This is a genomic window from Pseudomonas sp. HY2-MNA-CIBAN-0224, from assembly GCF_040310285.1.
GTDB classification, from domain to species: domain Bacteria; phylum Pseudomonadota; class Gammaproteobacteria; order Pseudomonadales; family Pseudomonadaceae; genus Aquipseudomonas; species Aquipseudomonas helleri.
The window spans coordinates 95,340-114,805 of the sequence record NZ_JBEOPQ010000005.1; the positions used below are offsets into that span (position 1 = coordinate 95,340).

Below are 19,466 nucleotides of genomic sequence, written 5' to 3' on the forward strand. Positions count from 1 at the left end.
AGAATGCCCGCAGTTGCGGGCTTTCTTGTATGTGGAAGGCTGGAATTGACCCTGCAAAGGATCAGCCGTATACTTCCGCTCCAGCTTTGTCGCGGGATGGAGCAGTCTGGTAGCTCGTCGGGCTCATAACCCGAAGGTCGTCGGTTCAAATCCGGCTCCCGCAACCAGTTTTAGCGGAGCCCCTTTTTCAGGGGCTTTTTGTTAACTGGACACTTTATAGCGTCGATATTCAGCGACGTTTCAGAGATGGGCGATTCGCCCATTTTTTTATTTTGCACAGCATGCACAAACATGCACTAGGGGGTTCAGGTGTCGAGCAAGCTAGAAGAGTTGCAGGCCTTGTTGGCCCCGGTGGTCGTGGCCCTTGGCTATGAATGCTGGGGTATTGAATTTTCGGCTCAGGGCCGCCATTCAATGTTGCGTGTGTATATCGACAAAGAAGGCGGCGTATTGGTGGATGACTGCGCAATTGTCAGTCGTCAAATCAGTGGCGTTCTGGATGTCGAAGATCCTATCGCTGTTGAATACACCCTTGAAGTTTCCTCTCCTGGCATGGAACGCCCTCTGTTCACACTTGAACAGTTTGCCCAGTTTGTCGGTGAGCAAGTAAAGATCAAGCTGCGCTCACCCTTTGAAGGGCGACGCAACTTTCAGGGCCTTCTACGCGGCGTAGAGGAACAGGACGTTGTGGTGCAAGTGGATGACCACGAGTTCTTGTTGCCGATCGATATGATCGACAAGGCCAACATTATTCCCAGTTTTGACTGAGACGCGGATCCCGCGGATCCAATGGCTTGCGAAAGGCGAGGCGTACGATGAGCAAAGAAGTACTGCTGGTTGTTGAGTCGGTGTCCAATGAAAAGGGCGTACCGGCAAACGTAATTTTTGAAGCGCTGGAGCTGGCTCTGGCCACCGCTACCAAAAAGCGTTTTGAGGACGAAGTCGATCTGCGTGTGGAAATCAACCGCCACACCGGTAACTATGAGACTTTCCGTCGCTGGACTGTGGTCGAAGACGAAGATCTGGATGATCCAGCAATCGAGTTGGCGGTAGACCAGGCCCAGGCAAAACGGCCAGGCGCTGTAGCCGGCGATGTTATCGAAGAGAAAATCGATTCCATCGAATTCGGTCGGATTGCTGCACAAACGGCCAAACAGGTCATTGTGCAGAAGGTCCGCGAAGCTGAGCGTGCTCAAGTAGTCGATGCTTATCGCGAGCGTTTGGGCGAGATCATTTCTGGCACCGTTAAAAAAGTGACACGTGACAACGTGATCGTCGATCTGGGTAACAACGCTGAAGCGTTGCTGGCCCGTGAAGACATCATCTCGCGTGAAACTTTCCGTGTTGGCGTACGCCTTCGCGCATTGCTGAAAGAAATTCGCACCGAGAACCGCGGTCCTCAACTGATTCTGTCGCGTACTGCGCCAGAGATGTTGATCGAGCTGTTCCGTATCGAAGTTCCAGAGATCTCCGAGGGCCTGATCGAAGTGATGGCGGCCTCCCGCGATCCTGGATCACGCGCTAAAATTGCGGTTCGCTCCAAAGACAAACGCATCGATCCGCAAGGTGCCTGCATTGGCATGCGTGGTTCACGTGTTCAGGCAGTGTCCGGCGAGTTGGGCGGAGAGCGAGTGGATATCGTCCTGTGGGATGACAACCCGGCGCAGTTCGTGATCAACGCAATGTCGCCAGCAGAAGTAGCGGCAATTATTGTCGACGAAGATGCCCATGCAATGGACATCGCCGTTGGCGCAGACAATCTGGCCCAGGCGATTGGTCGCGGCGGTCAGAACGTACGTTTGGCTAGCCAGTTGACTGGCTGGACCTTGAACGTGATGACCGAATCGGACATCCAGGCTAAGCAGCAAGCAGAAACCGGCGACATCCTGCGCAACTTCATCGAAGAGTTGGAAGTTGATGAAGAGTTGGCGCAGGTGCTGGTTGATGAAGGCTTTACCAGCCTGGAAGAGATTGCCTACGTACCGGTGGAAGAAATGCTCAACATCGACGGCTTTGACGAAGATATCGTCAACGAGCTTCGCGCTCGGGCCAAGGATCGTTTGTTGACTAAAGCCATCGCTACTGAGGAAAAGCTGGCAGACGCCCATCCGGCCGAAGACCTGCTCTCGCTTGAGGGTATGGACAAGGATTTGGCGATGGAACTGGCGGTGCGCGGCGTAATTACCCGCGAAGACCTGGCCGAGCAGTCTATTGACGACCTGCTCGACATCGACGGCATTGACGATGATCGTGCCGGCAAGTTGATCATGGCCGCCCGAGCCCATTGGTTCGAGTAATTAGGCGCGGCCTGAGGAGAGAAATGCATGACGCAAGTCACGGTGAAACAACTGGCCGATGAGGTCAAAACACCGGTTGAGCGCCTGTTGCAGCAGATGCGTGAGGCAGGTCTGCCGCACACCGCCGCCGAGCAGAATGTGACCGACAGTGAGAAGCAAGCTCTGCTGACTCACCTGAAAAGCAGCCACAAGGCGAAAGTGGAAGAACCGCGCAAAATCACTTTGCAGCGTAAAACCACCAGTACCCTGCGTGTTGCTGGAAGCAAAAGCATCAGCGTTGAAGTACGTAAGAAGAAAGTCTTCGTACAGCAAAGCCCGGAAGAAATCGAAGCCGAGCGCAAGCGCGAGCTGGATGAACGCCGCGCAGTAGAAAATGCTGCACGTCAAAAGGCTGAAGAAGAGTCCAAGCGTCGCGCCGAAGAAGAAGCGCGTCGTCAGCCTGCGGCTGTTTCGGCTCCTGCACCTGCTCCTGCTGCCGCCCCTGCACCTGTGCAAGCTGCACCGGCAGCAGCGCCTGCGCCAGCTCCTGCAGCCGATGCACGCAAGCGTGATGAACAGCGCCGTCCGGATAAACCACGTGCTGACGATAACAATCGTCGCGGTGGCGGCGGTGATGGCGAGCGCAAAAACGCTCCGCATCGTGCTTCTGTTAAAGAAAAAGCGCCTACTCCACGCGTTGCTCCTCGCACTTCCGAAGAAGAAAGCGATGGCTTCCGTCGCGGTGGTCGTGGCAAGAGCAAGCTGAAGAAACGCAACGCTCACGGTTTCCAGAGCCCAACCGGCCCTGTGGTTCGTGACGTACAGATTGGCGAAACCATCACTGTCGGCGATTTGGCTGCACAGATGTCGGTCAAAGCTGCCGAAGTGATCAAGTTCATGTTCAAGCTGGGTACTCCAGCCACCATCAACCAGGTACTGGATCAGGAAACTGCCCAACTGGTTGCTGAAGAACTGGGCCACAAAGTCACGCTGGTCAGCGACAACGCTCTGGAAGACTCCCTGGCCGAGTCCCTGAAGTTTGAAGGTGAGTCGTTCTCCCGTGCACCGGTTGTGACCGTAATGGGTCACGTTGACCACGGTAAAACGTCCCTGCTCGACTACATCCGTCGTGCCAAGGTTGCTGCTGGCGAAGCCGGTGGTATTACTCAGCACATCGGTGCATACCACGTTGAAACCGAACGCGGCATGGTCACGTTCCTCGACACCCCGGGTCACGCCGCGTTTACCGCAATGCGTGCACGTGGTGCCAAGGCCACTGACATCGTGATTCTGGTTGTGGCTGCAGACGACGGCGTGATGCCGCAAACCATCGAAGCTGTTCAGCACGCGAAAGCGGCTGGCGTGCCGCTGGTGGTTGCAGTGAACAAAATCGACAAGCCAGGTTCTGACCTCGATCGCATCCGTAGCGAACTGTCCGTTCATGGCGTGACCTCGGAAGAGTGGGGTGGTGACACTCCGTTTGTTCCGGTCTCGGCGAAAATGGGTACCGGCGTTGACGAGTTGCTCGAAGCTGTCTTGCTGCAAGCTGAAGTTCTGGAACTCAAGGCCACTCCATCGGCTCCTGGCCGTGGCGTAGTGGTTGAGTCCCGTCTGGACAAAGGCCGTGGTCCTGTTGCGACTGTTCTGGTTCAAGACGGTACCCTGCGCCAAGGCGACATGGTACTGGTCGGTTCCAACTACGGCCGCATCCGCGCCATGCTCGATGAGAACGGCAAGGCCATCAAGGAAGCCGGTCCATCCATCCCTGTCGAGATCCTCGGCCTGGACGGTACGCCAGACGCTGGCGACGAGATGAGCGTAATGACTGACGAGAAGAAGGCACGTGAAGTTGCCCTGTTCCGTCAAGGCAAGTTCCGCGAAGTGAAACTGGCGCGTGCTCACGCAGGCAAGCTGGAAAACATCTTCGAGAACATGGGCCAGGAAGAGAAGAAGACGCTTAACATCGTCCTCAAATCTGACGTCCGTGGTTCGTTGGAAGCTCTGCAGGGCGCTCTGAGCGGTCTGGGTAACGATGAAGTGCAAGTGCGCGTAGTGGGCGGCGGTGTCGGTGGTATCACCGAGAGCGACGCTAACCTGGCACTGGCCTCCAATGCTGTATTGTTCGGCTTCAACGTGCGTGCCGATGCCGGCGCTCGCAAGATCGTCGAGCAAGAAGGCCTGGACATGCGTTACTACAACGTCATCTACGACATCATCGAAGACGTCAAGAAAGCCCTTACCGGCATGCTTGGCAGCGACGTTCGGGAGAACATCCTGGGTATTGCTGAAGTCCGCGACGTGTTCCGCTCGCCTAAGTTCGGTGCAATCGCCGGTTGTATGGTTGTGGAAGGTGTTGTTCACCGTAACCGTCCAATCCGTGTACTGCGCGACGACATCGTTATCTTCGAAGGCGAGCTGGAATCCCTGCGCCGCTTCAAGGATGACGCGTCTGAAGTACGTGCCGGCATGGAATGCGGTATCGGCGTCAAGAGCTACAATGACGTCAAAGTCGGTGACAAGATCGAAGTGTTCGAGAAGGTCCAGGTTGCTCGCAGCCTCTAAATCGCGAGCTTCAAGAGCAAGGACGAGCCATCGCATGCCCATGCGCTGTGCTCGGTCCGGACTCTAAACGCAACGCCCGGTCCGGCTTCTGTCTGGCCGGGCGTTTGCCGCTTTCAGAACGCATGGGTTTCCCATGGGTGAGTAACAGGTAACAAGACATGGCAAAAGAATACAGCCGTACCCAACGTATCGGCGATCAGATGCAGCGCGAGCTGGCCCAGCTGATCCGTCGCGAAGTCAAAGACCCGCGCGTAGGTCTGGTCACCATTACGGCGGTGGAAGTGAGCCGTGACGTCGGTCACGCCAAAATCTTCATCACCGTGATGGGCCAGGACAACTCGCAAGACATCGCTCAGACCATCAAGGTGCTGAACGCTGCTGCGGGCTTCCTGCGTATGCAACTGGCACGTGAAATGAAGCTGCGCAGCGTTCCTCAATTGCACTTCCACTACGACGAAAGCGTTGCACGTGGTGCTCACCTGTCCGCTTTGATCGAGCGCGCAGTGGCTGAGGACAACCAGCACGACGCCTCTGCTCCTGAAGACACCAAGGAGTAAGCAGTGGCTCAGGTCAAGCGTATCCGTCGTAACGTCAGCGGCATCATCCTGCTCGACAAGCCGCTTGGATTCACCTCCAACGCGGCCCTGCAGAAAGTTCGCTGGCTGCTCAATGCCGAGAAGGCAGGGCACACCGGTAGCCTCGATCCATTGGCCAGCGGCGTATTGCCGTTGTGCTTTGGCGAAGCCACCAAGTTTTCGCAATACTTGCTCGATTCGGACAAGGGTTATGAAACCCTGATGCAATTGGGCAAGACCACCACCACCGCCGATGCGGAAGGTGAAGTTTTGCAAACGCGCCCAGTGACCGTTGGTCGCGCCGATATCGAAGCGGTTTTGCCTAAATTTCGTGGGCAAATCAGTCAGATACCGCCGATGTACTCGGCGCTTAAGCGCGATGGCCAGCCACTTTACAAGTTGGCGCGTGCGGGTGAAGTGGTGGAGCGTGAACCGCGTTCTGTTACTATTACCCGCCTCGAATTACTGGCCAGCGAAGGCGACACCGCGCGCTTGTCGGTTGACTGCACCAAAGGCACCTATATCCGTACCCTCGTGGAAGATATCGGTGAAGAACTGGGCTGTGGTGCATATGTTGCAGAGTTGCGACGCACACAAGCCGGACCTTTCAGCCTCGCGCAGACCGTGACGCTGGAAGAGCTGGAAGCCGTACACGCCGAGGGCGGTAACGAAGCGGTTGATCGCTTCCTGATGCCATCGGACAGTGGCTTGCTCGACTGGCCGCTGCTGCACTTTTCGGAGGCCAGCGCGTTCTATTGGCTCAATGGCCAGCCGGTACGTGCTCCCGATGCACCCAAGTTCGGTATGGTGCGGGTACAAGATCACAACGGTCGCTTTATCGGTATCGGTGAAGTGAGCGAAGACGGGCGTATCGCGCCGCGTCGACTGATTCGGTCAGAATGACCGGAGCAGCTCGGTTCGAGGCTTAACGGTCGCGGGCCGAACTGAAAGAGGGTGGCTGTTATTAGGCACGGTCACATCTCACTTTTTTAATACGAGGATTTGTCCTCGGCCTATTGGATCTGTCTTGCTTGCAAGCAGAGCCCTAAAGAAAGGAAATGCCTCATGGCACTGACAGTTGAACACAAAGCAGAAATCGTAAAAGACTACCAGCAAGCTCCAGGTGATACTGGTTCTCCAGAAGTGCAAGTTGCACTGCTGACCTTTAACATCAACACGCTGCAAGGTCACTTCAAGGCCAACGGTAAAGATCACCACTCCCGTCGTGGTCTGATCCGCATGGTAAACCAGCGTCGTAAGCTGCTGGACTACCTGAAAGGCAAGGACATCAGCCGTTACGCTGCGCTGATCGCTCGCCTGGGTCTGCGTCGCTAATAGCGATGTTGCTAGAGGCTGGTTGTTTGTTGCGCGCCTGTGGGGTTCCCACGGGCGTGCGGCAGGCTTCCAGCCTCAAGTTTTATCTGGACCAGACGGATTCTTACGAAAGCTCACCCTAGCGGCTGCTTTCGTAAGCATCTTGAGTCGGGCACGCCCCGGCGGTGCACACGTTTTTCGCAAGAAACCCGTTCCCCAAGAGTCACAAAGAGAAGGTAGGACACCGTGAACCCGGTTATCAAAAAATTCCAGTTCGGTCAGTCGACCGTCACCCTCGAGACTGGCCGTATCGCCCGTCAGGCTTCCGGCGCAGTATTGGTCACCGTTGACGACGACGTCAGCGTGTTGGTGACCGTTGTCGGTGCCAAACAAGCTGATGCAGGCAAGGGCTTCTTCCCTCTGTCTGTTCACTACCAAGAAAAAACCTACGCCGCGGGTAAAATCCCGGGCGGTTTCTTCAAGCGTGAAGGTCGCCCTTCCGAGAAAGAAACCCTGACCTCGCGTCTGATCGACCGTCCGATCCGCCCGCTGTTCCCGGAAGGCTTCATGAACGAAGTGCAGGTTGTCTGCACCGTTCTGTCCACCAGCAAGAAGACCGATCCGGACGTCGCTGCGATGATCGGTACCTCGGCTGCCCTGGCCATTTCCGGTATTCCTTTTGATGGTCCAATCGGCGCTGCCCGCGTTGCTTACCACGAAAGCACCGGCTACCTGCTGAACCCGACTTACGAGCAACTGGCCGCTTCGAGCCTGGACATGGTTGTTGCCGGTACGTCGGAAGCCGTGTTGATGGTTGAATCTGAAGCCAAAGAGCTGACCGAAGACCAGATGCTGGGCGCGGTACTGTTCGCTCACGACGAGTTCCAGGTTGTTATCCAGGCCGTTAAAGAGCTGGCTGCTGAAGCTGCCAAGCCAACGTGGGACTGGGCTGCTGCCCCAGAAGCCACCGCACTGCTGGGCGCGATCCGTGCCGAGTTCGGCGAGGCGATCTCCCAGGCTTACACCATCACCATCAAGGCCGACCGTTACGCGCGTCTGGGCGAACTGAAAGACCAAGTGGTTGCCAAGCTGTCCGGTGAAGAAGGCCAGCCTTCTGCCAGCGAAGTTAAAGCGGCCTTCGGCGAAATCGAATACCGCACCGTTCGCGAAAACATCGTAAACGGCAAACCGCGTATCGATGGCCGTGACACCAAGACTGTTCGTCCTCTGAACATCGAAGTTGGCGTTCTGCCAAAAACTCACGGTTCGGCACTGTTCACCCGTGGTGAAACTCAGGCGCTGGTGGTTGCAACGCTGGGTACTGCCCGTGATGCACAACTGCTGGATACCCTGGAAGGCGAGAAAAAAGACCCGTTCATGCTGCACTACAACTTCCCTCCGTTCTCGGTAGGCGAGTGTGGTCGTATGGGTGGTGCAGGTCGTCGCGAAATCGGTCACGGCCGTCTGGCGCGCCGTTCGGTTCAGGCCATGCTGCCTGCTGCTGACGTGTTCCCGTACACCATCCGTGTGGTATCGGAAATCACTGAATCCAACGGTTCCAGCTCCATGGCTTCGGTCTGTGGTGCATCCCTGGCACTGATGGACGCGGGTGTTCCGATGAAGGCACCGGTTGCCGGTATCGCCATGGGCCTGGTTAAGGAAGGCGAGAAGTTCGCAGTTCTGACCGACATCCTGGGTGACGAAGACCACCTGGGCGACATGGACTTCAAAGTAGCCGGTACCTCCAAAGGTGTTACCGCGCTGCAGATGGACATCAAGATCAAAGGCATCACCGAAGAAATCATGGAGATCGCCCTGGGCCAAGCCCTGGAAGCTCGCCTGAACATCTTGGGCCAGATGAACCAGATCATCGGTCAGTCGCGTAACGAACTGTCGGCTAACGCGCCGACCATGATCGCGATGAAAATCGACACCGACAAAATCCGTGATGTTATCGGTAAAGGCGGCGCGACTATCCGTGCAATCTGTGAAGAAACCAAGGCTTCGATCGACATCGAAGACGACGGTTCGATCAAGATCTTCGGTGAGTCCAAAGAAGCAGCAGAAGCGGCTCGTCAGCGCGTTCTGAGCATCACCGCTGAAGCTGAAATCGGCAAAATCTACATCGGTAAGGTTGAGCGCATCGTCGACTTCGGCGCATTCGTTAACATCCTGCCAGGCAAAGACGGCCTGGTTCACATCTCGATGCTGAGCGATGCTCGTGTTGAGAAAGTGACTGACATTCTGAAAGAAGGTCAGGAAGTGGAAGTACTGGTACTGGACGTGGACAACCGCGGCCGTATCAAGCTGTCGATCAAAGACGTAGCTGCTGCAAAGGCGTCGCAAGCTTAATCGCTGCGAACGCCTGCTTTGAAAAGGATCCTTCGGGATCCTTTTTTTATGCCTGCACAAAAAACAGTGCAAAAGGCCATGATTGAAAAGCCGCAACTTGCATGCTGATTTGAAAGGCGTCATGCAATCTGCACGACAGGCTAAAACTGACTGCTGCGTAAGTCATTGAAAATAAAGGATTTTATTGTTTTAAAAAGTTGGCACAGGCCCTGCAATAGTACTGGTAACCCTGCTGCTGTGAGACGGCGCAGATTTTTAAGAAGACAGGAGTTACTTGTATGAAGAAGTTCGCTATTGCTGCCGCAACTGCCACCGCTCTGACCATGACTCTGGCCAACGCTGCGTTCGCAGCTCAAGCAACGACTCAAGCGCCGATGGTTGTTGCCGCGGGTGAAGTCACCAAAGCCAAGGAAGCTACTTCTGATACTTGGATCACGACCAAAGTTAAATCTGACCTGCTGACCGAAAAGGGCATTCCAGGTTCGGACATCAAAGTTGAAACCAACAAAGGTGTGGTGTCCCTGTCCTCGACAGTCGCGATCACCGAAGCCCAGAAAAAGATTGCTGTCGACATCACCAAGAAAATCAAAGGCGTTCAAGCTGTTTCGGCTGACGGCCTAAAAGCAGAGTAATCCCGCTAATTCGTAGAGCCGGGGGAAAGCAGGAGCAGGTGATTTAAGCGTTACGCCTGCAGCTTTCAGAATAGGTTCATGCGACGGCCACACGGATGTGGTCATTACAGCCCTCGGCGTACTGCTCCGGGGGCTGTTCTATTTTTGTAGGGCCAAGATCAAAAGATCGCAGCCTTCGGCAGCTCCGGGCCGGGTGGATAGCCGCACGGTGCCGCCCGTCTTCGGTGCCCAGGCCACCGAGTATCTTCAGCATCCCCCAATCGGTTCCCTCTCCTGCGGGAGAGGGCTAGGGTGAGGGGGCTTTTAGATCAAAAGCCAGATCAAAAGATCGCGAGACAAGCTCGCTCCTACAGAGCGCTCAGGATCTATCGCTTATTTTTTGTGTGATGACTGTCGAGGTACGAAGGTTTCTGGCCTTTACTCGCTGTCCAAATGCAGCGGTGAAATCACCCGGCCATCGCTTTCGGCTTCGCCCAGGGTGGCGTCGATGAAATACACGCGCTCATCAGCCAAACCGCCTTTGTCGACGAGGTAGTCTTTGATGCTGCTTGCCCGCTCCTGGCCCAGTTGGCGCAGCAGCACGTCGCTTTTGCTCCAGAAGTCGATCAACGCGGCACTCATCTTGGCGGCGCGTTCATCGCGACTCAGCTTGGCCCACTCAGCAGGTGGTTGCTGCTTGAGGCGTGTCCGGTAGATGCCTTCCAGCAGAGGGCCTTTTTCATCCTCCGGCACCTTCAGCAACGATGCCTGAGCAGGCACTTTGTCGCCACGGCGCTGGAGGATCTTGTAGTAGTTGTACTGGTACTCACGCTCCAGACGCTCTTGGGCAATTAGCGGGCCGTCGCTGCTACGGGCAGCCGTGCCTTCAATCTCCAGACGCAGTGCCGGGCGTTGTTTCAAGGCTTGCGCCAGTGTGTTCAGGGCTTTTTGCGCCTCAGGGCTCAGCTCGCTGGAGCCTGGCGCGAATGACACAGTGCCAAGGTCTTCAGAGCCACCGCCGGTGATCAGCCCGCCAATAAACTTGAATGGCGCTTGGACGGCACGCAGGACCAGGTTGCGCAGGGTTTGCCAAACAATCGGCATCACACTGAACTGCGGGTTGTTCAGGTCGCCTGTTACCGGCAATTCGATCGAAATCGTCCCGTCGGTATCTTTGAGCAAGGCCACCGCCAGTTTCAGCGGCAGGTTGACGGCGTCGGGGCTGTCGACCTTCTCACCCAGTTGCAACTGCTCAATCACCACCTTGTTCTCAGCCTTAAGCTGGCCTTTGGTAATCAGGTAGTGAAGGTCCAGGCTCAGTCGGCCCTTGCGAATGCGATAACCGGCGAATTTGCCCGAATAGGGCGTCAGCGTGGTCAGTTCGACGCGTTTGAAGCTGGTGGCGATATCGAGGCTGGCCATCGGGTCAAAAGGATTGACGTTACCCTTGATCGTGACCGGCGCGTAGCGGTCAACCTTGCCCGCCACATTCACACTGGCCGGTTTGGCCTGACGGCTGTCAATGGTGCCAATCTCACCGTTGAGCTGTTGAATGGCCGTGGCAAAAAACGGTGTCAGGGTGAAGTCGGCAAAGTTGGCCGAGCCGTCATTGATCGCAATGCCGCCCACATGAATGGCCAAAGGCTTGCTCGCGCTTGCTGCCGGTTTGGTCGCGCTTTTCGCGTCCTTATTCGGGGCTTGCGGGATTAACAAGTCGTCAATGTTGGTGGTGCGGTCATCATTGATCATGAAGCGCACGTAGGGCTGTGTCAGGTTGACCTTGGCAATCGACAGGCTGTCGTCGTGCTGGTACTTGAGGTTTTCGAATACCAGGCGCTGCCACTTCAGGAAATCACGGTTTTTCATCGTGTCCAGCGTGTGCAACTGATCGACCTGGGCACGGCCTTCTACGGTAAAGGCCAGCGGTTCGGTGCCTTTGAGGTCCACCGTCAGATCACTGCCAAGCATGCCGCTGCGCAGTTCCAGGCGCAGAAACGGGTCGATGTAGGCTTGAGCGACTCGCAGGTCGATGTCTTTGGTGGTGACTTTGAGTTTCGCGCTGATCGGGCTCAGGTTGACATCGCCGCTGGCCGTCAGCTGGCCTTGTTTGCCCACTCCGGTGTCGAGTGCGACCGTGAAGGGCGAGCGGTTAAGGCTGTCAAAATTCTTCAGGTTGAGGTTGAGCGGGCCAACATCCAGCGCGACGGGTGTTTTGGGCTCATTATCGGCCAGGTGCACACGGTAGTCGCGCAGCTCAACATCCTTGAGCAGCACTTGCCAAGGTTTGCTGGGGGCTACCGGAGCCGGTTTGGGAGCTTCAACGGTGACGACGTCATCGGTTTTGGGTGCCGGTTTGGCCGGTTGGCTGGCAAACAGCTTTTGCCAGTCGAGCTGACCATCTTTTTCGCGGGCGGCCCAGGTCTCCAGGTTGTTACTTTGGATTTTGCCGACCACCACCTGCTGTTTGGCCAAATCGACAGTAGTGTCGCTGACCGTCAAACGCTCCAGGCGCGCCAGCGGGCGGCCATCCGGGGCATTGACCTTGAACGGCGCAATGCTGGCCGTGAGGTTGTTCAGGATCAGTTCGGTGTCTTTTGCCAGGTTCAGCGTGTAGTCCGTGCTGAAGTTCAGTACGCCGTTTTCAAGCACCAAGGGCAGCGCATCGCGCACATACGGCCACCAGGCTTTCATTTGGCTGTCGGTGACGCTGAGCTTGCCGCTGGAGGCAATCGGCACCAGGCTCAGTGTGCCGGTCCAGTCGATGCGCCCACCCGCTGGACCGTTCGCTACCAGGGTCATGTTGGCGTTGTCTTCGGGCAGGGTGCTGAGGTTTTTCAGCTCAAGGTTCATCGAGTCATACAGAAACTCGATCGGCTCGCTGGGCCGCTGATCAATAAAATGCAGGTAGCCGTCCGCGAGCTTGATGGTGTCGATGCGAACCGGGAAAGGTTTGCTGTCGGGGTTGTCAGGCGTTGGCTTGCTGGCCGGCAACTTGAACAGTTGGGCCAGATTGAACGTGCCGTCCTTGTTGAACAGTAGCTCGGTCTTGGGCTTGTCCAGTTGCACGTCGGTCAGGTGCAGGGCTTTGGTCCACAGGCTGTCGACTTGCAGGTTGGTGTAAAGACGGTCGAACCCGACTTGTTCCTTGCCGGGTTCGCCCACTCTAAAGCCCCACAGCGTCAGCTCGAGGCTGAAGGGGTTGAACTCCAGCCGGTCGAGTTTGGCCGGGACAGTAGCGTAATTGGCTAGCTGCTGATTGATGATGCGCAAGCCGACGCCGGGCACGATAAAGAAGCCCAGCACGCTATAAATCGCGATAGCCGTTAACACTGCGCCAATGGCGCGTAACAATCCTTTGAGCATGTGAGGCGTCGTCTTTACGTTCAGGAGTGCCTTTGAGTATGGCACGCGTTTCCGGTTCCGATATGAGCGCCTTATTTCGGGTAGGACTTTTCCCTTTGGTGCCGCGTTTTAGAACTGCAAAATCAGCGTTTTCAGCGGCGGCTGGTTATCCATGGACGGGAAGTCTGCAGCGGGTGTCAGGACTTGCCAGTCGCGCACGGGGCGGCCAGCCTTCTCGGCGCAGCGCAAGACTTGCTCACGCCAGTCGTCCATGCTGACTTTTGCCAGGTTGTTACAGCAGATCAGCACCCCGTCCTTGGCGGTTGTCAGAACCGCAGGCTTGAGCAGGCTTTGATAGTCGCGCAGCAGGTCGACGGTGCCGAACGCACTTTTGGCCCAGGCAGGCGGGTCGAGCAGCACCAGGTCGTATTCACGCTGATCGAGGCGCGGGTAGGCCGGCAGTTTGTGACGGCGTTGTACGATGGGCAGCCCTGCCAGTTGGCGGATCGCAGCGAAGTAGTCGGACTGCACAAACTTCATTTTTTTCAGTTCCGGGTTCAGCAGGCCATTTTCACGGCCTACCGCCAGGTTGCCTTCGGCAAAGTCCAGGTTGCAGACTTCACTGGCGCCGCCCGCGGCCGCGCTTAGCCCCACACCGCAGGTATAAGCAAAGAGGTTGAGGACGCTTTTACCGGCGCTGTGTTGTTTGACCCAGCCGCGTGCATTGCGCAGGTCGAGAAACAACAGCGGGTCTTGGCCAGCATGGCGCCCGCGTACGCGGTAGTTGAGCCCCCATTCGTGACCGACCATGTCAGCCAGCGCAGCGTCTTCAGCGCGGTACACCGTGTCTTCGCGATCGATGCGCGAGTTGCCTTGGGAGCGGTCGTTGTAGACCAGCAGCAATTCGAGGCCCAGATGCTGATTGATGGCGTCATGCAGTTGCAGCAGATCATCGCGCTCAAGACGCTGATGGAAGCTTTGCACCAGCAACTGCGGGCCGTAGCGGTCGATGGTCAAACCGCCAGCGCCTTCCTGACTGCCGTGGAACAGGCGATAGCAATCAGTGCCCTGGCTGTGCAGCTCGGCCAGCAGATCGTGACGATTATCGAGGGCGGCGCGCAGCGCCTGATTCAAGGAAGACATGCGTTGCGCCTTGGGGGACAGATAAGGCGCGGCAGTTTAACAGAACAGACGCTGTCAGCGCTGCCTGGCACCCGTCATTCAAGCCCCATGCGCCGCCGTGCGCGTTGCACCGAGCCATTGCGCACGGCCCAGCGCAAGATCGGCGCGGTGCTGTTCACGCACGTGCGCACAAGCTGGCGAGTGACAGGGCGTTGTTCAAGCTCAAGTTGATCGCTGGCCCAATCGGGCAGCAAATCAATCCCGGCCTGCATCATCAATGCCCCAAACGGTTTGGCCAGCAAGCTGGGGGCGGGCGCATTGAGCAGCAGGCGAATCACTTCTTGGCTGCGTTCATCGCACAGCAACTGCGGGCGAACACGGTCGAGGTACTCGGCGATTTGCTGGCGTGAGCGCGGCACCTGCGTAGCGCCCAAGCGTTCAGCGACCAAGGCTATTTCGTCGTAGTAACGGTCTTGATCTTCGCCAGACAAATGCGGATTACGGTAGCGAAGATGGGCCGCAAGAAAGTTGCTGACTTCGGCCACATGCACCCAGGTGAGCAGTTCAGGGTCGCTGGCGGCATAAGGCCGACCATCAAGCCCGGTACCGGTCACTTGCAAGTGAATGGTGCGTACTTTGTCGATCAACCAGTTGGCGTCCGCGGTGGAGCCAAAGGTGGTGCCGGAAATAAACTGCCCGGTGCGACGCAACCGGCCCAGCATGTCCTGGCGGAAATTGGAGTGGTCCCACACCCCGGCCAAGGCCAGTGGGTGCAAGGCTTGCAGCATCAAGGCGCTGATGCCGCCAATCAGCATGCTGGTGAAGTCACCGTGCACACGCCAACTGATCGAGTCCGGGCCAAACAGGCCAGGGTCGCCTTTAGGGTTTTCGAGGTCGAGACGCCCGAGCGATAGCCCGGTGAGGCTCATGATTTGGCGTTCGATGGGGCGGCGGATAAGTTCCATGGGGCCTCGGTTGAGCCAGCCAGTCGGGAAGACTGGCTGGCTATCAATCAACCGCGATGACGGCCGCGGAAGTAGTTGATCAGACCTTGGGTCGATGCGTCTTCTGCTGGCTCTTCGAGGTTGCCGGTCAGGCGGTTGTAAACGCCTTTGCCGAGTTCTTTGCCCAGCTCAACGCCCCACTGGTCGAACGCGTTGATGCCCCAGATAACGCTTTGTACGAAGACCTTGTGCTCGTACAGCGCCACCAGCGCACCCAGACGGCGCGGGCTGATGCGTTCAACCACCAAAGTATTGCTCGGACGGTTGCCCGGGATGACCTTGTGCGGCGCGAGTTTTTGCACTTCGTCTTCGCTCATGCCCTTGTCGCGCAACTCGGCTTCGGCTTCTGCACGGGTTTTACCCAGCATCAGCGCCTGGCTCTGCGACAAGCAGTTGGCGTACAACCACTGATGGTGATCGGACACCGGGTTGAAGCTGACAATCGGCACGATAAAGTCGGCCGGAATTAACTGGGTGCCTTGATGCAGCAACTGGTGATAAGCGTGCTGACCGTTGCAGCCTACGCCGCCCCAGATAACCGGGCCGGTGTCGGTCGAAACCGGTGTGCCGTCCTGGCGCACGCTCTTGCCGTTGGATTCCATGTCCAACTGTTGCAAGTGCTTGGTGATGTTACGCAGGTAGTGGTCGTACGGCAGGATCGCGTGGCTTTGCGCGCCCCAGAAGTTGCCGTACCACACACCCAGCGCGGCCATCAGCACCGGCATGTTCTGTTCGAACGGGGCGTTCTGGAAGTGCTGGTCCATGCTGTAAGCACCGGACAGCAGTTCTTTGAAGTTGGACATGCCGATGGCCAGTGCAATCGGCAAACCGATGGCCGACCACAGCGAGTAACGACCGCCTACCCAGTCCCACATCGGGAAGATGTTTTCTTCACGAATACCGAACGCCACGGCAGCCGCGTTGTTGCTCGACACGGCGATAAAGTGGCGATGCAGTTCAGCTTCCGAGCCGCCCTGAGCCAAGTACCAGGCCCGCGCTGCTTGAGCGTTTTTGAGGGTTTCGAGGGTGTTGAAGGATTTCGACGAGACGATAAACAGCGTGGTTTCGGCGCGCAGTTTTGCGGTCAGTTCATGGAATTCACTGCCGTCGATGTTCGCCAGGTAGTGGCAGCGAACGCCTTTTTGCGCGTAGGACAGCAGTGCTTCAGACACCAGCTCAGGACCGAGGAACGAGCCGCCGATGCCGATGTTGACCACATCAGTGATCGGTTTCTCGGTGTAACCACGCCACAGGCCGTCGTGAATCCGCCCGACCAGCTCGGTCATTTGGTTCAGGACTTTGTGCACCTGCGGCATGATGTTGACGCCGTTCACCGACAGTTTGTCGGCCACAGGGCGACGCAGTGCCGTGTGCAGGGCCGGGCGACCCTCGGAGGCGTTGACGATGTCGCCTTCAAACAGCGACTTGATCGCGTTTTTAAGATCGGCTTCGTTGGCCAGATTGACCAGCAAGCTGCGGGTCTGGTCGGTGATCAGGTTTTTCGAGTAATCCAGAAACAACCCGCAGCTGCTGAGGGTGAAATCCTCAAAGCGCTTGGGGTTGCTGTTGAACGCATCGCGCATGCTGAAATGTTGCATGTCGGCGCGGTGAAGTTTGAGCGCTTGCCAGGCGGGCAGAGCGGTAACGTCGTGAGGAGTGCGGTAGTACGCCATCGCTGCGAATATCCTTTTGCTTGAACTGCCTTTTGGACACTGAAAACACCGAAACCTTCGATCTGAGGTCAAGATTTCGGCTGGTCTGATTCTGCGCTTCATTCAGAAGCAGGGCGATTACAGTAAACCTCGCGCCTGCTTCTGTCTCGGCTTTGTCTGACACTGCTGCGTAACTTTTGTCACGAGCATGTTACTCGGGTACTACACAGTTTTCAGTGATAGGTGAAGGGTTAGGCGGCGGATCTGCTGTTCCGTGCAGTCTGCTTGTTAAAAAGAACCTTCAAGGTTCAGGTGAATGTTGTCGATCAGGCGTGTTGCCCCCAGGAACGCCGCAACCAGAATCACCAGATCGCGATCATCGGCGGTGGCTGGCAGCAGAGTTTGTGCCTGGCGGATCTCCAGGTAGTCGGGGCGAAACCCTTTGGCTTCGATCAGCGCCAGGTGGTGGCGAACCAGCCCGGGGTAATCACGCTCACCGGCCTTGATGGCCTGGGCGATTTCGTTCAGATGGCGATACAACGCTGGCGCGATCTGGCGCTGTTCTTCGGTCAAATAGCCATTGCGCGAAGACAACGCCAGGCCGTCTTCAGCACGTACAGTCGGCTCGCCAATAATCTGCACCGGGATGTTCAGGTCAAGGACCATGGCGCGGATAACGGCCAGTTGCTGGAAGTCCTTTTGGCCAAAGATGGCCAAGTCGGGCTGAACCATATTGAACAGCTTGCTGACGACAGTGGTGACGCCGTCGAAATGCCCCGGACGGCGGCTGCCGCACAGTTCATTGCTCAGTTGCGCGGCGGTCACGCGGGTCAGGCCCGTCATGCCGTTGGGGTACATTTCTTCTACAGTCGGCGCGAACAGCAGGTTGCAGCCCGCTTGCAGGAGGGTTTCCTGGTCGGCCGCAAGCGTACGCGGGTAGGTGTCGAGGTCTTCATTGGCACCGAACTGCAGCGGGTTGACGAAAATGCTCGCCACCACGAAATCGGCTTGCTGAGCAGCGGTGGTGACCAAAGCCGCATGGCCGCTGTGCAGGTTGCCCATGGTGGGCACCAGGCCGATTTGTTTGCCTTCGCTGCGAGCGCGTGCGACGGCTGCGCGCAACTCGCGAACGGTTTTGACTGTGTTCATGCAGAGAATCCGTGTTCGGTGCCAGGAAAGCTGACGGCTTTAACTTCAGCCACGTAAGCGCTGATTGCGGACTGGATGTCGGGTTGACCCGTCATAAAGTTCTTCACGAACTTGGGAACGCGCCCGGTCAGTGACAAGCCGAGCATGTCGTGCAGGACCAGCACCTGGCCGTCGGTGTCACTGCCCGCGCCAATACCGATTACCGGGATTTTCACCGCGTGGGTGATTTCCTTGGCCAATTCACTGGGGACGCATTCGAGCAGCAACATGGCTGCACCGGCTTGCTCCAAGGCAATGGCATCGGCGCGCATCTGGCGGGCCTGGGTTTCGTTGCGGCCCTGGACTTTATAGCCGCCCAGAACGTTGACGGTTTGCGGCGTCAGGCCCATGTGGGCGCACACCGGAATACCGCGCTCGGCCAGCAAGCGGATCGACTCGGCAAGCCACACGGCGCCTTCCACTTTGACCATGTGCGCACCCGCCTGCATCAGTTGGGCACTGTTGTTCAGGGTTTGCTCAGTGGTCGCGTTGGCCATGAAGGGCAGGTCGGCGAGGATCAGTGCGTCCTGGTTGCCGCGTTTGACGCTTGCCACGTGGTACGCCATGTCGCGGGTCGTAACTGGCAGAGTGCTGTCATGCCCTTGCAGAACCATGCCCAGGGAGTCGCCCACCAGTAACACTTCCACACCCGCCTGATTACAGACGTGGGAAAAGGTGGCGTCATAGCACGTCAGTATGGTGATTTTTTCACCTTTTTGCTTAAGGCTTTGCAGGGTGGTCAGGGTGATAGCCGGCATGAAAAAGGATCCTCGTCAGGCAGTGTGATAACCACTGCGTGTCACGCATGTGATTCATCGTAGAAGCAGGCACACCTTTTAGTAACGGTGCTTATAACGCCTGCTTTTCACATTGCGCCGTCGAATGGACGGCAGCGGGATGCCTATAGTCGTGACGGTGACACTGGAAGTCAATTAGAGGTGTTACCGCGTGGGTGTTACCGCGGTTATTGATTCGTTTCAGCGAATGGCGCCATGCGCTCAAGGCCGACGAATGGGCAGTCTGCAAGCAATTGCTCAAGACGGCGGCCGTCAGCGAGTACCAGCGCTGCGGGCGCGAGTTCGGCCAGCGGGTACAGCACGAAAGGGCGGGCGTGCATATGGTAGTGCGGAACTTTAAGGCGAGGTTCGTCGATCAGGCGATCGCCAAAGAGCAGGATGTCCAGATCCAGCGTGCGCGGACCCCAGCGTTCGTGACGTTCGCGGCCCTGATCAAGCTCGATGGCTTGCAGGGCATCCAGCAGTTCCAGCGGTGCCAAGGCGCTGTCGATGGCCGCCACGGCATTGGTGTAGCGCGGCTGGCTGGGCAGTAACGAGTCGCTTTGATAGAACGCCGAAACACCGGCCAGAGTTGACTGCGGCAGTTGCGCCAGCGCCTGAACAGCGCTGCGCAATTGCTCTGTAGGCTCAGCCAGGTTGCTGCCCATGCCGATGTAGATACGTTCCATCAC

At 57.3% G+C, this 19,466-nt stretch carries 15 protein-coding genes and 1 tRNA gene; 9 read left to right on the forward strand and 7 right to left on the reverse strand.

The features are described 5' to 3' along the window. The first annotated feature begins 90 nt into the window (after positions 1 to 90). From AAEZ03_RS05085 to AAEZ03_RS05125, 9 genes are all read left to right on the forward strand, one after another. Positions 91 to 167, forward strand: a tRNA-Met gene (locus tag AAEZ03_RS05085). A gap of 142 nt (positions 168 to 309) precedes the next feature. Then, entirely contained in the window at positions 310 to 768 is a 459-nt protein-coding gene (gene rimP, locus AAEZ03_RS05090) for a ribosome maturation factor RimP (RefSeq protein ID WP_048385666.1), read from the forward strand. A 47-nt stretch (positions 769 to 815) separates the two neighbouring features. Beyond that, on the forward strand, positions 816 to 2,297 hold the full coding sequence (gene nusA / locus AAEZ03_RS05095) for a transcription termination factor NusA (protein WP_153334004.1): 1,482 nt from the start codon (positions 816 to 818) through the stop codon (positions 2,295 to 2,297). 27 nt (positions 2,298 to 2,324) lie between these two features. Beyond that, positions 2,325 to 4,838 (forward strand): translation initiation factor IF-2, encoded by a 2,514-nt coding sequence (gene infB / locus AAEZ03_RS05100; RefSeq protein WP_048385662.1) that lies wholly within the window; start codon positions 2,325 to 2,327, stop codon positions 4,836 to 4,838. 158 nt (positions 4,839 to 4,996) lie between these two features. Next, entirely contained in the window at positions 4,997 to 5,395 is a 399-nt protein-coding gene (rbfA, locus tag AAEZ03_RS05105) for a 30S ribosome-binding factor RbfA (protein WP_048373275.1), read from the forward strand. A gap of 3 nt (positions 5,396 to 5,398) precedes the next feature. Further along, positions 5,399 to 6,316 (forward strand): tRNA pseudouridine(55) synthase TruB, encoded by a 918-nt coding sequence (truB, locus tag AAEZ03_RS05110; protein ID WP_048385660.1) that lies wholly within the window; start codon positions 5,399 to 5,401, stop codon positions 6,314 to 6,316. Positions 6,317 to 6,478: 162 nt separating this feature from the next. Then, on the forward strand, positions 6,479 to 6,748 hold the full coding sequence (rpsO, locus tag AAEZ03_RS05115) for a 30S ribosomal protein S15 (RefSeq protein WP_048373279.1): 270 nt from the start codon (positions 6,479 to 6,481) through the stop codon (positions 6,746 to 6,748). A 225-nt stretch (positions 6,749 to 6,973) separates the two neighbouring features. Continuing rightward, on the forward strand, positions 6,974 to 9,079 hold the full coding sequence (gene pnp / locus AAEZ03_RS05120) for a polyribonucleotide nucleotidyltransferase (RefSeq protein WP_178110033.1): 2,106 nt from the start codon (positions 6,974 to 6,976) through the stop codon (positions 9,077 to 9,079). Between the two features lie 278 nt (positions 9,080 to 9,357). Beyond that, the gene (locus AAEZ03_RS05125; protein WP_350576665.1) at positions 9,358 to 9,711 is read left to right on the forward strand and encodes a BON domain-containing protein; all 354 of its coding nucleotides are present in this window, start codon (positions 9,358 to 9,360) and stop codon (positions 9,709 to 9,711) included. 417 nt (positions 9,712 to 10,128) lie between these two features. Here the strand turns inward: AAEZ03_RS05125 and AAEZ03_RS05130 are convergent, their stop codons facing one another. From AAEZ03_RS05130 to folK, 7 genes are all read right to left on the reverse strand, one after another. Continuing rightward, positions 10,129 to 13,053: a DUF748 domain-containing protein gene (locus tag AAEZ03_RS05130; RefSeq protein ID WP_350576668.1), complete on the reverse strand. Its 2,925-nt coding sequence runs from the start codon at positions 13,051 to 13,053 to the stop codon at positions 10,129 to 10,131. A gap of 108 nt (positions 13,054 to 13,161) precedes the next feature. Then, positions 13,162 to 14,175, reverse strand: a complete 1,014-nt coding sequence (locus tag AAEZ03_RS05135) for a class I SAM-dependent rRNA methyltransferase (RefSeq protein ID WP_153334000.1) — start codon at positions 14,173 to 14,175, stop codon at positions 13,162 to 13,164. A gap of 74 nt (positions 14,176 to 14,249) precedes the next feature. Next, positions 14,250 to 15,119 (reverse strand): oxygenase MpaB family protein, encoded by an 870-nt coding sequence (locus AAEZ03_RS05140; RefSeq protein WP_278940821.1) that lies wholly within the window; start codon positions 15,117 to 15,119, stop codon positions 14,250 to 14,252. A 47-nt stretch (positions 15,120 to 15,166) separates the two neighbouring features. Beyond that, the gene (gene pgi, locus AAEZ03_RS05145; protein ID WP_123751742.1) at positions 15,167 to 16,831 is read right to left on the reverse strand and encodes a glucose-6-phosphate isomerase; all 1,665 of its coding nucleotides are present in this window, start codon (positions 16,829 to 16,831) and stop codon (positions 15,167 to 15,169) included. Between the two features lie 267 nt (positions 16,832 to 17,098). Further along, complete coding sequence (gene panC, locus AAEZ03_RS05150) at positions 17,099 to 17,959, reverse strand: pantoate--beta-alanine ligase (RefSeq protein ID WP_123751741.1); 861 nt, start codon at positions 17,957 to 17,959, stop codon at positions 17,099 to 17,101. Further along, positions 17,956 to 18,756, reverse strand: coding sequence for a 3-methyl-2-oxobutanoate hydroxymethyltransferase (gene panB, locus AAEZ03_RS05155; protein ID WP_350576673.1), 801 nt, complete (start codon positions 18,754 to 18,756; stop codon positions 17,956 to 17,958). Before panB ends, panC begins: the two co-directional genes overlap by 4 nt. Positions 18,757 to 18,962: 206 nt before the next feature. Further along, positions 18,963 to 19,463 carry a 2-amino-4-hydroxy-6-hydroxymethyldihydropteridine diphosphokinase gene (gene folK / locus AAEZ03_RS05160; RefSeq protein ID WP_350576676.1) on the reverse strand — a complete coding sequence of 167 codons (501 nt, stop codon included), beginning with the start codon at positions 19,461 to 19,463 and terminating at the stop codon, positions 18,963 to 18,965. Positions 19,464 to 19,466 lie beyond the last annotated feature (3 nt).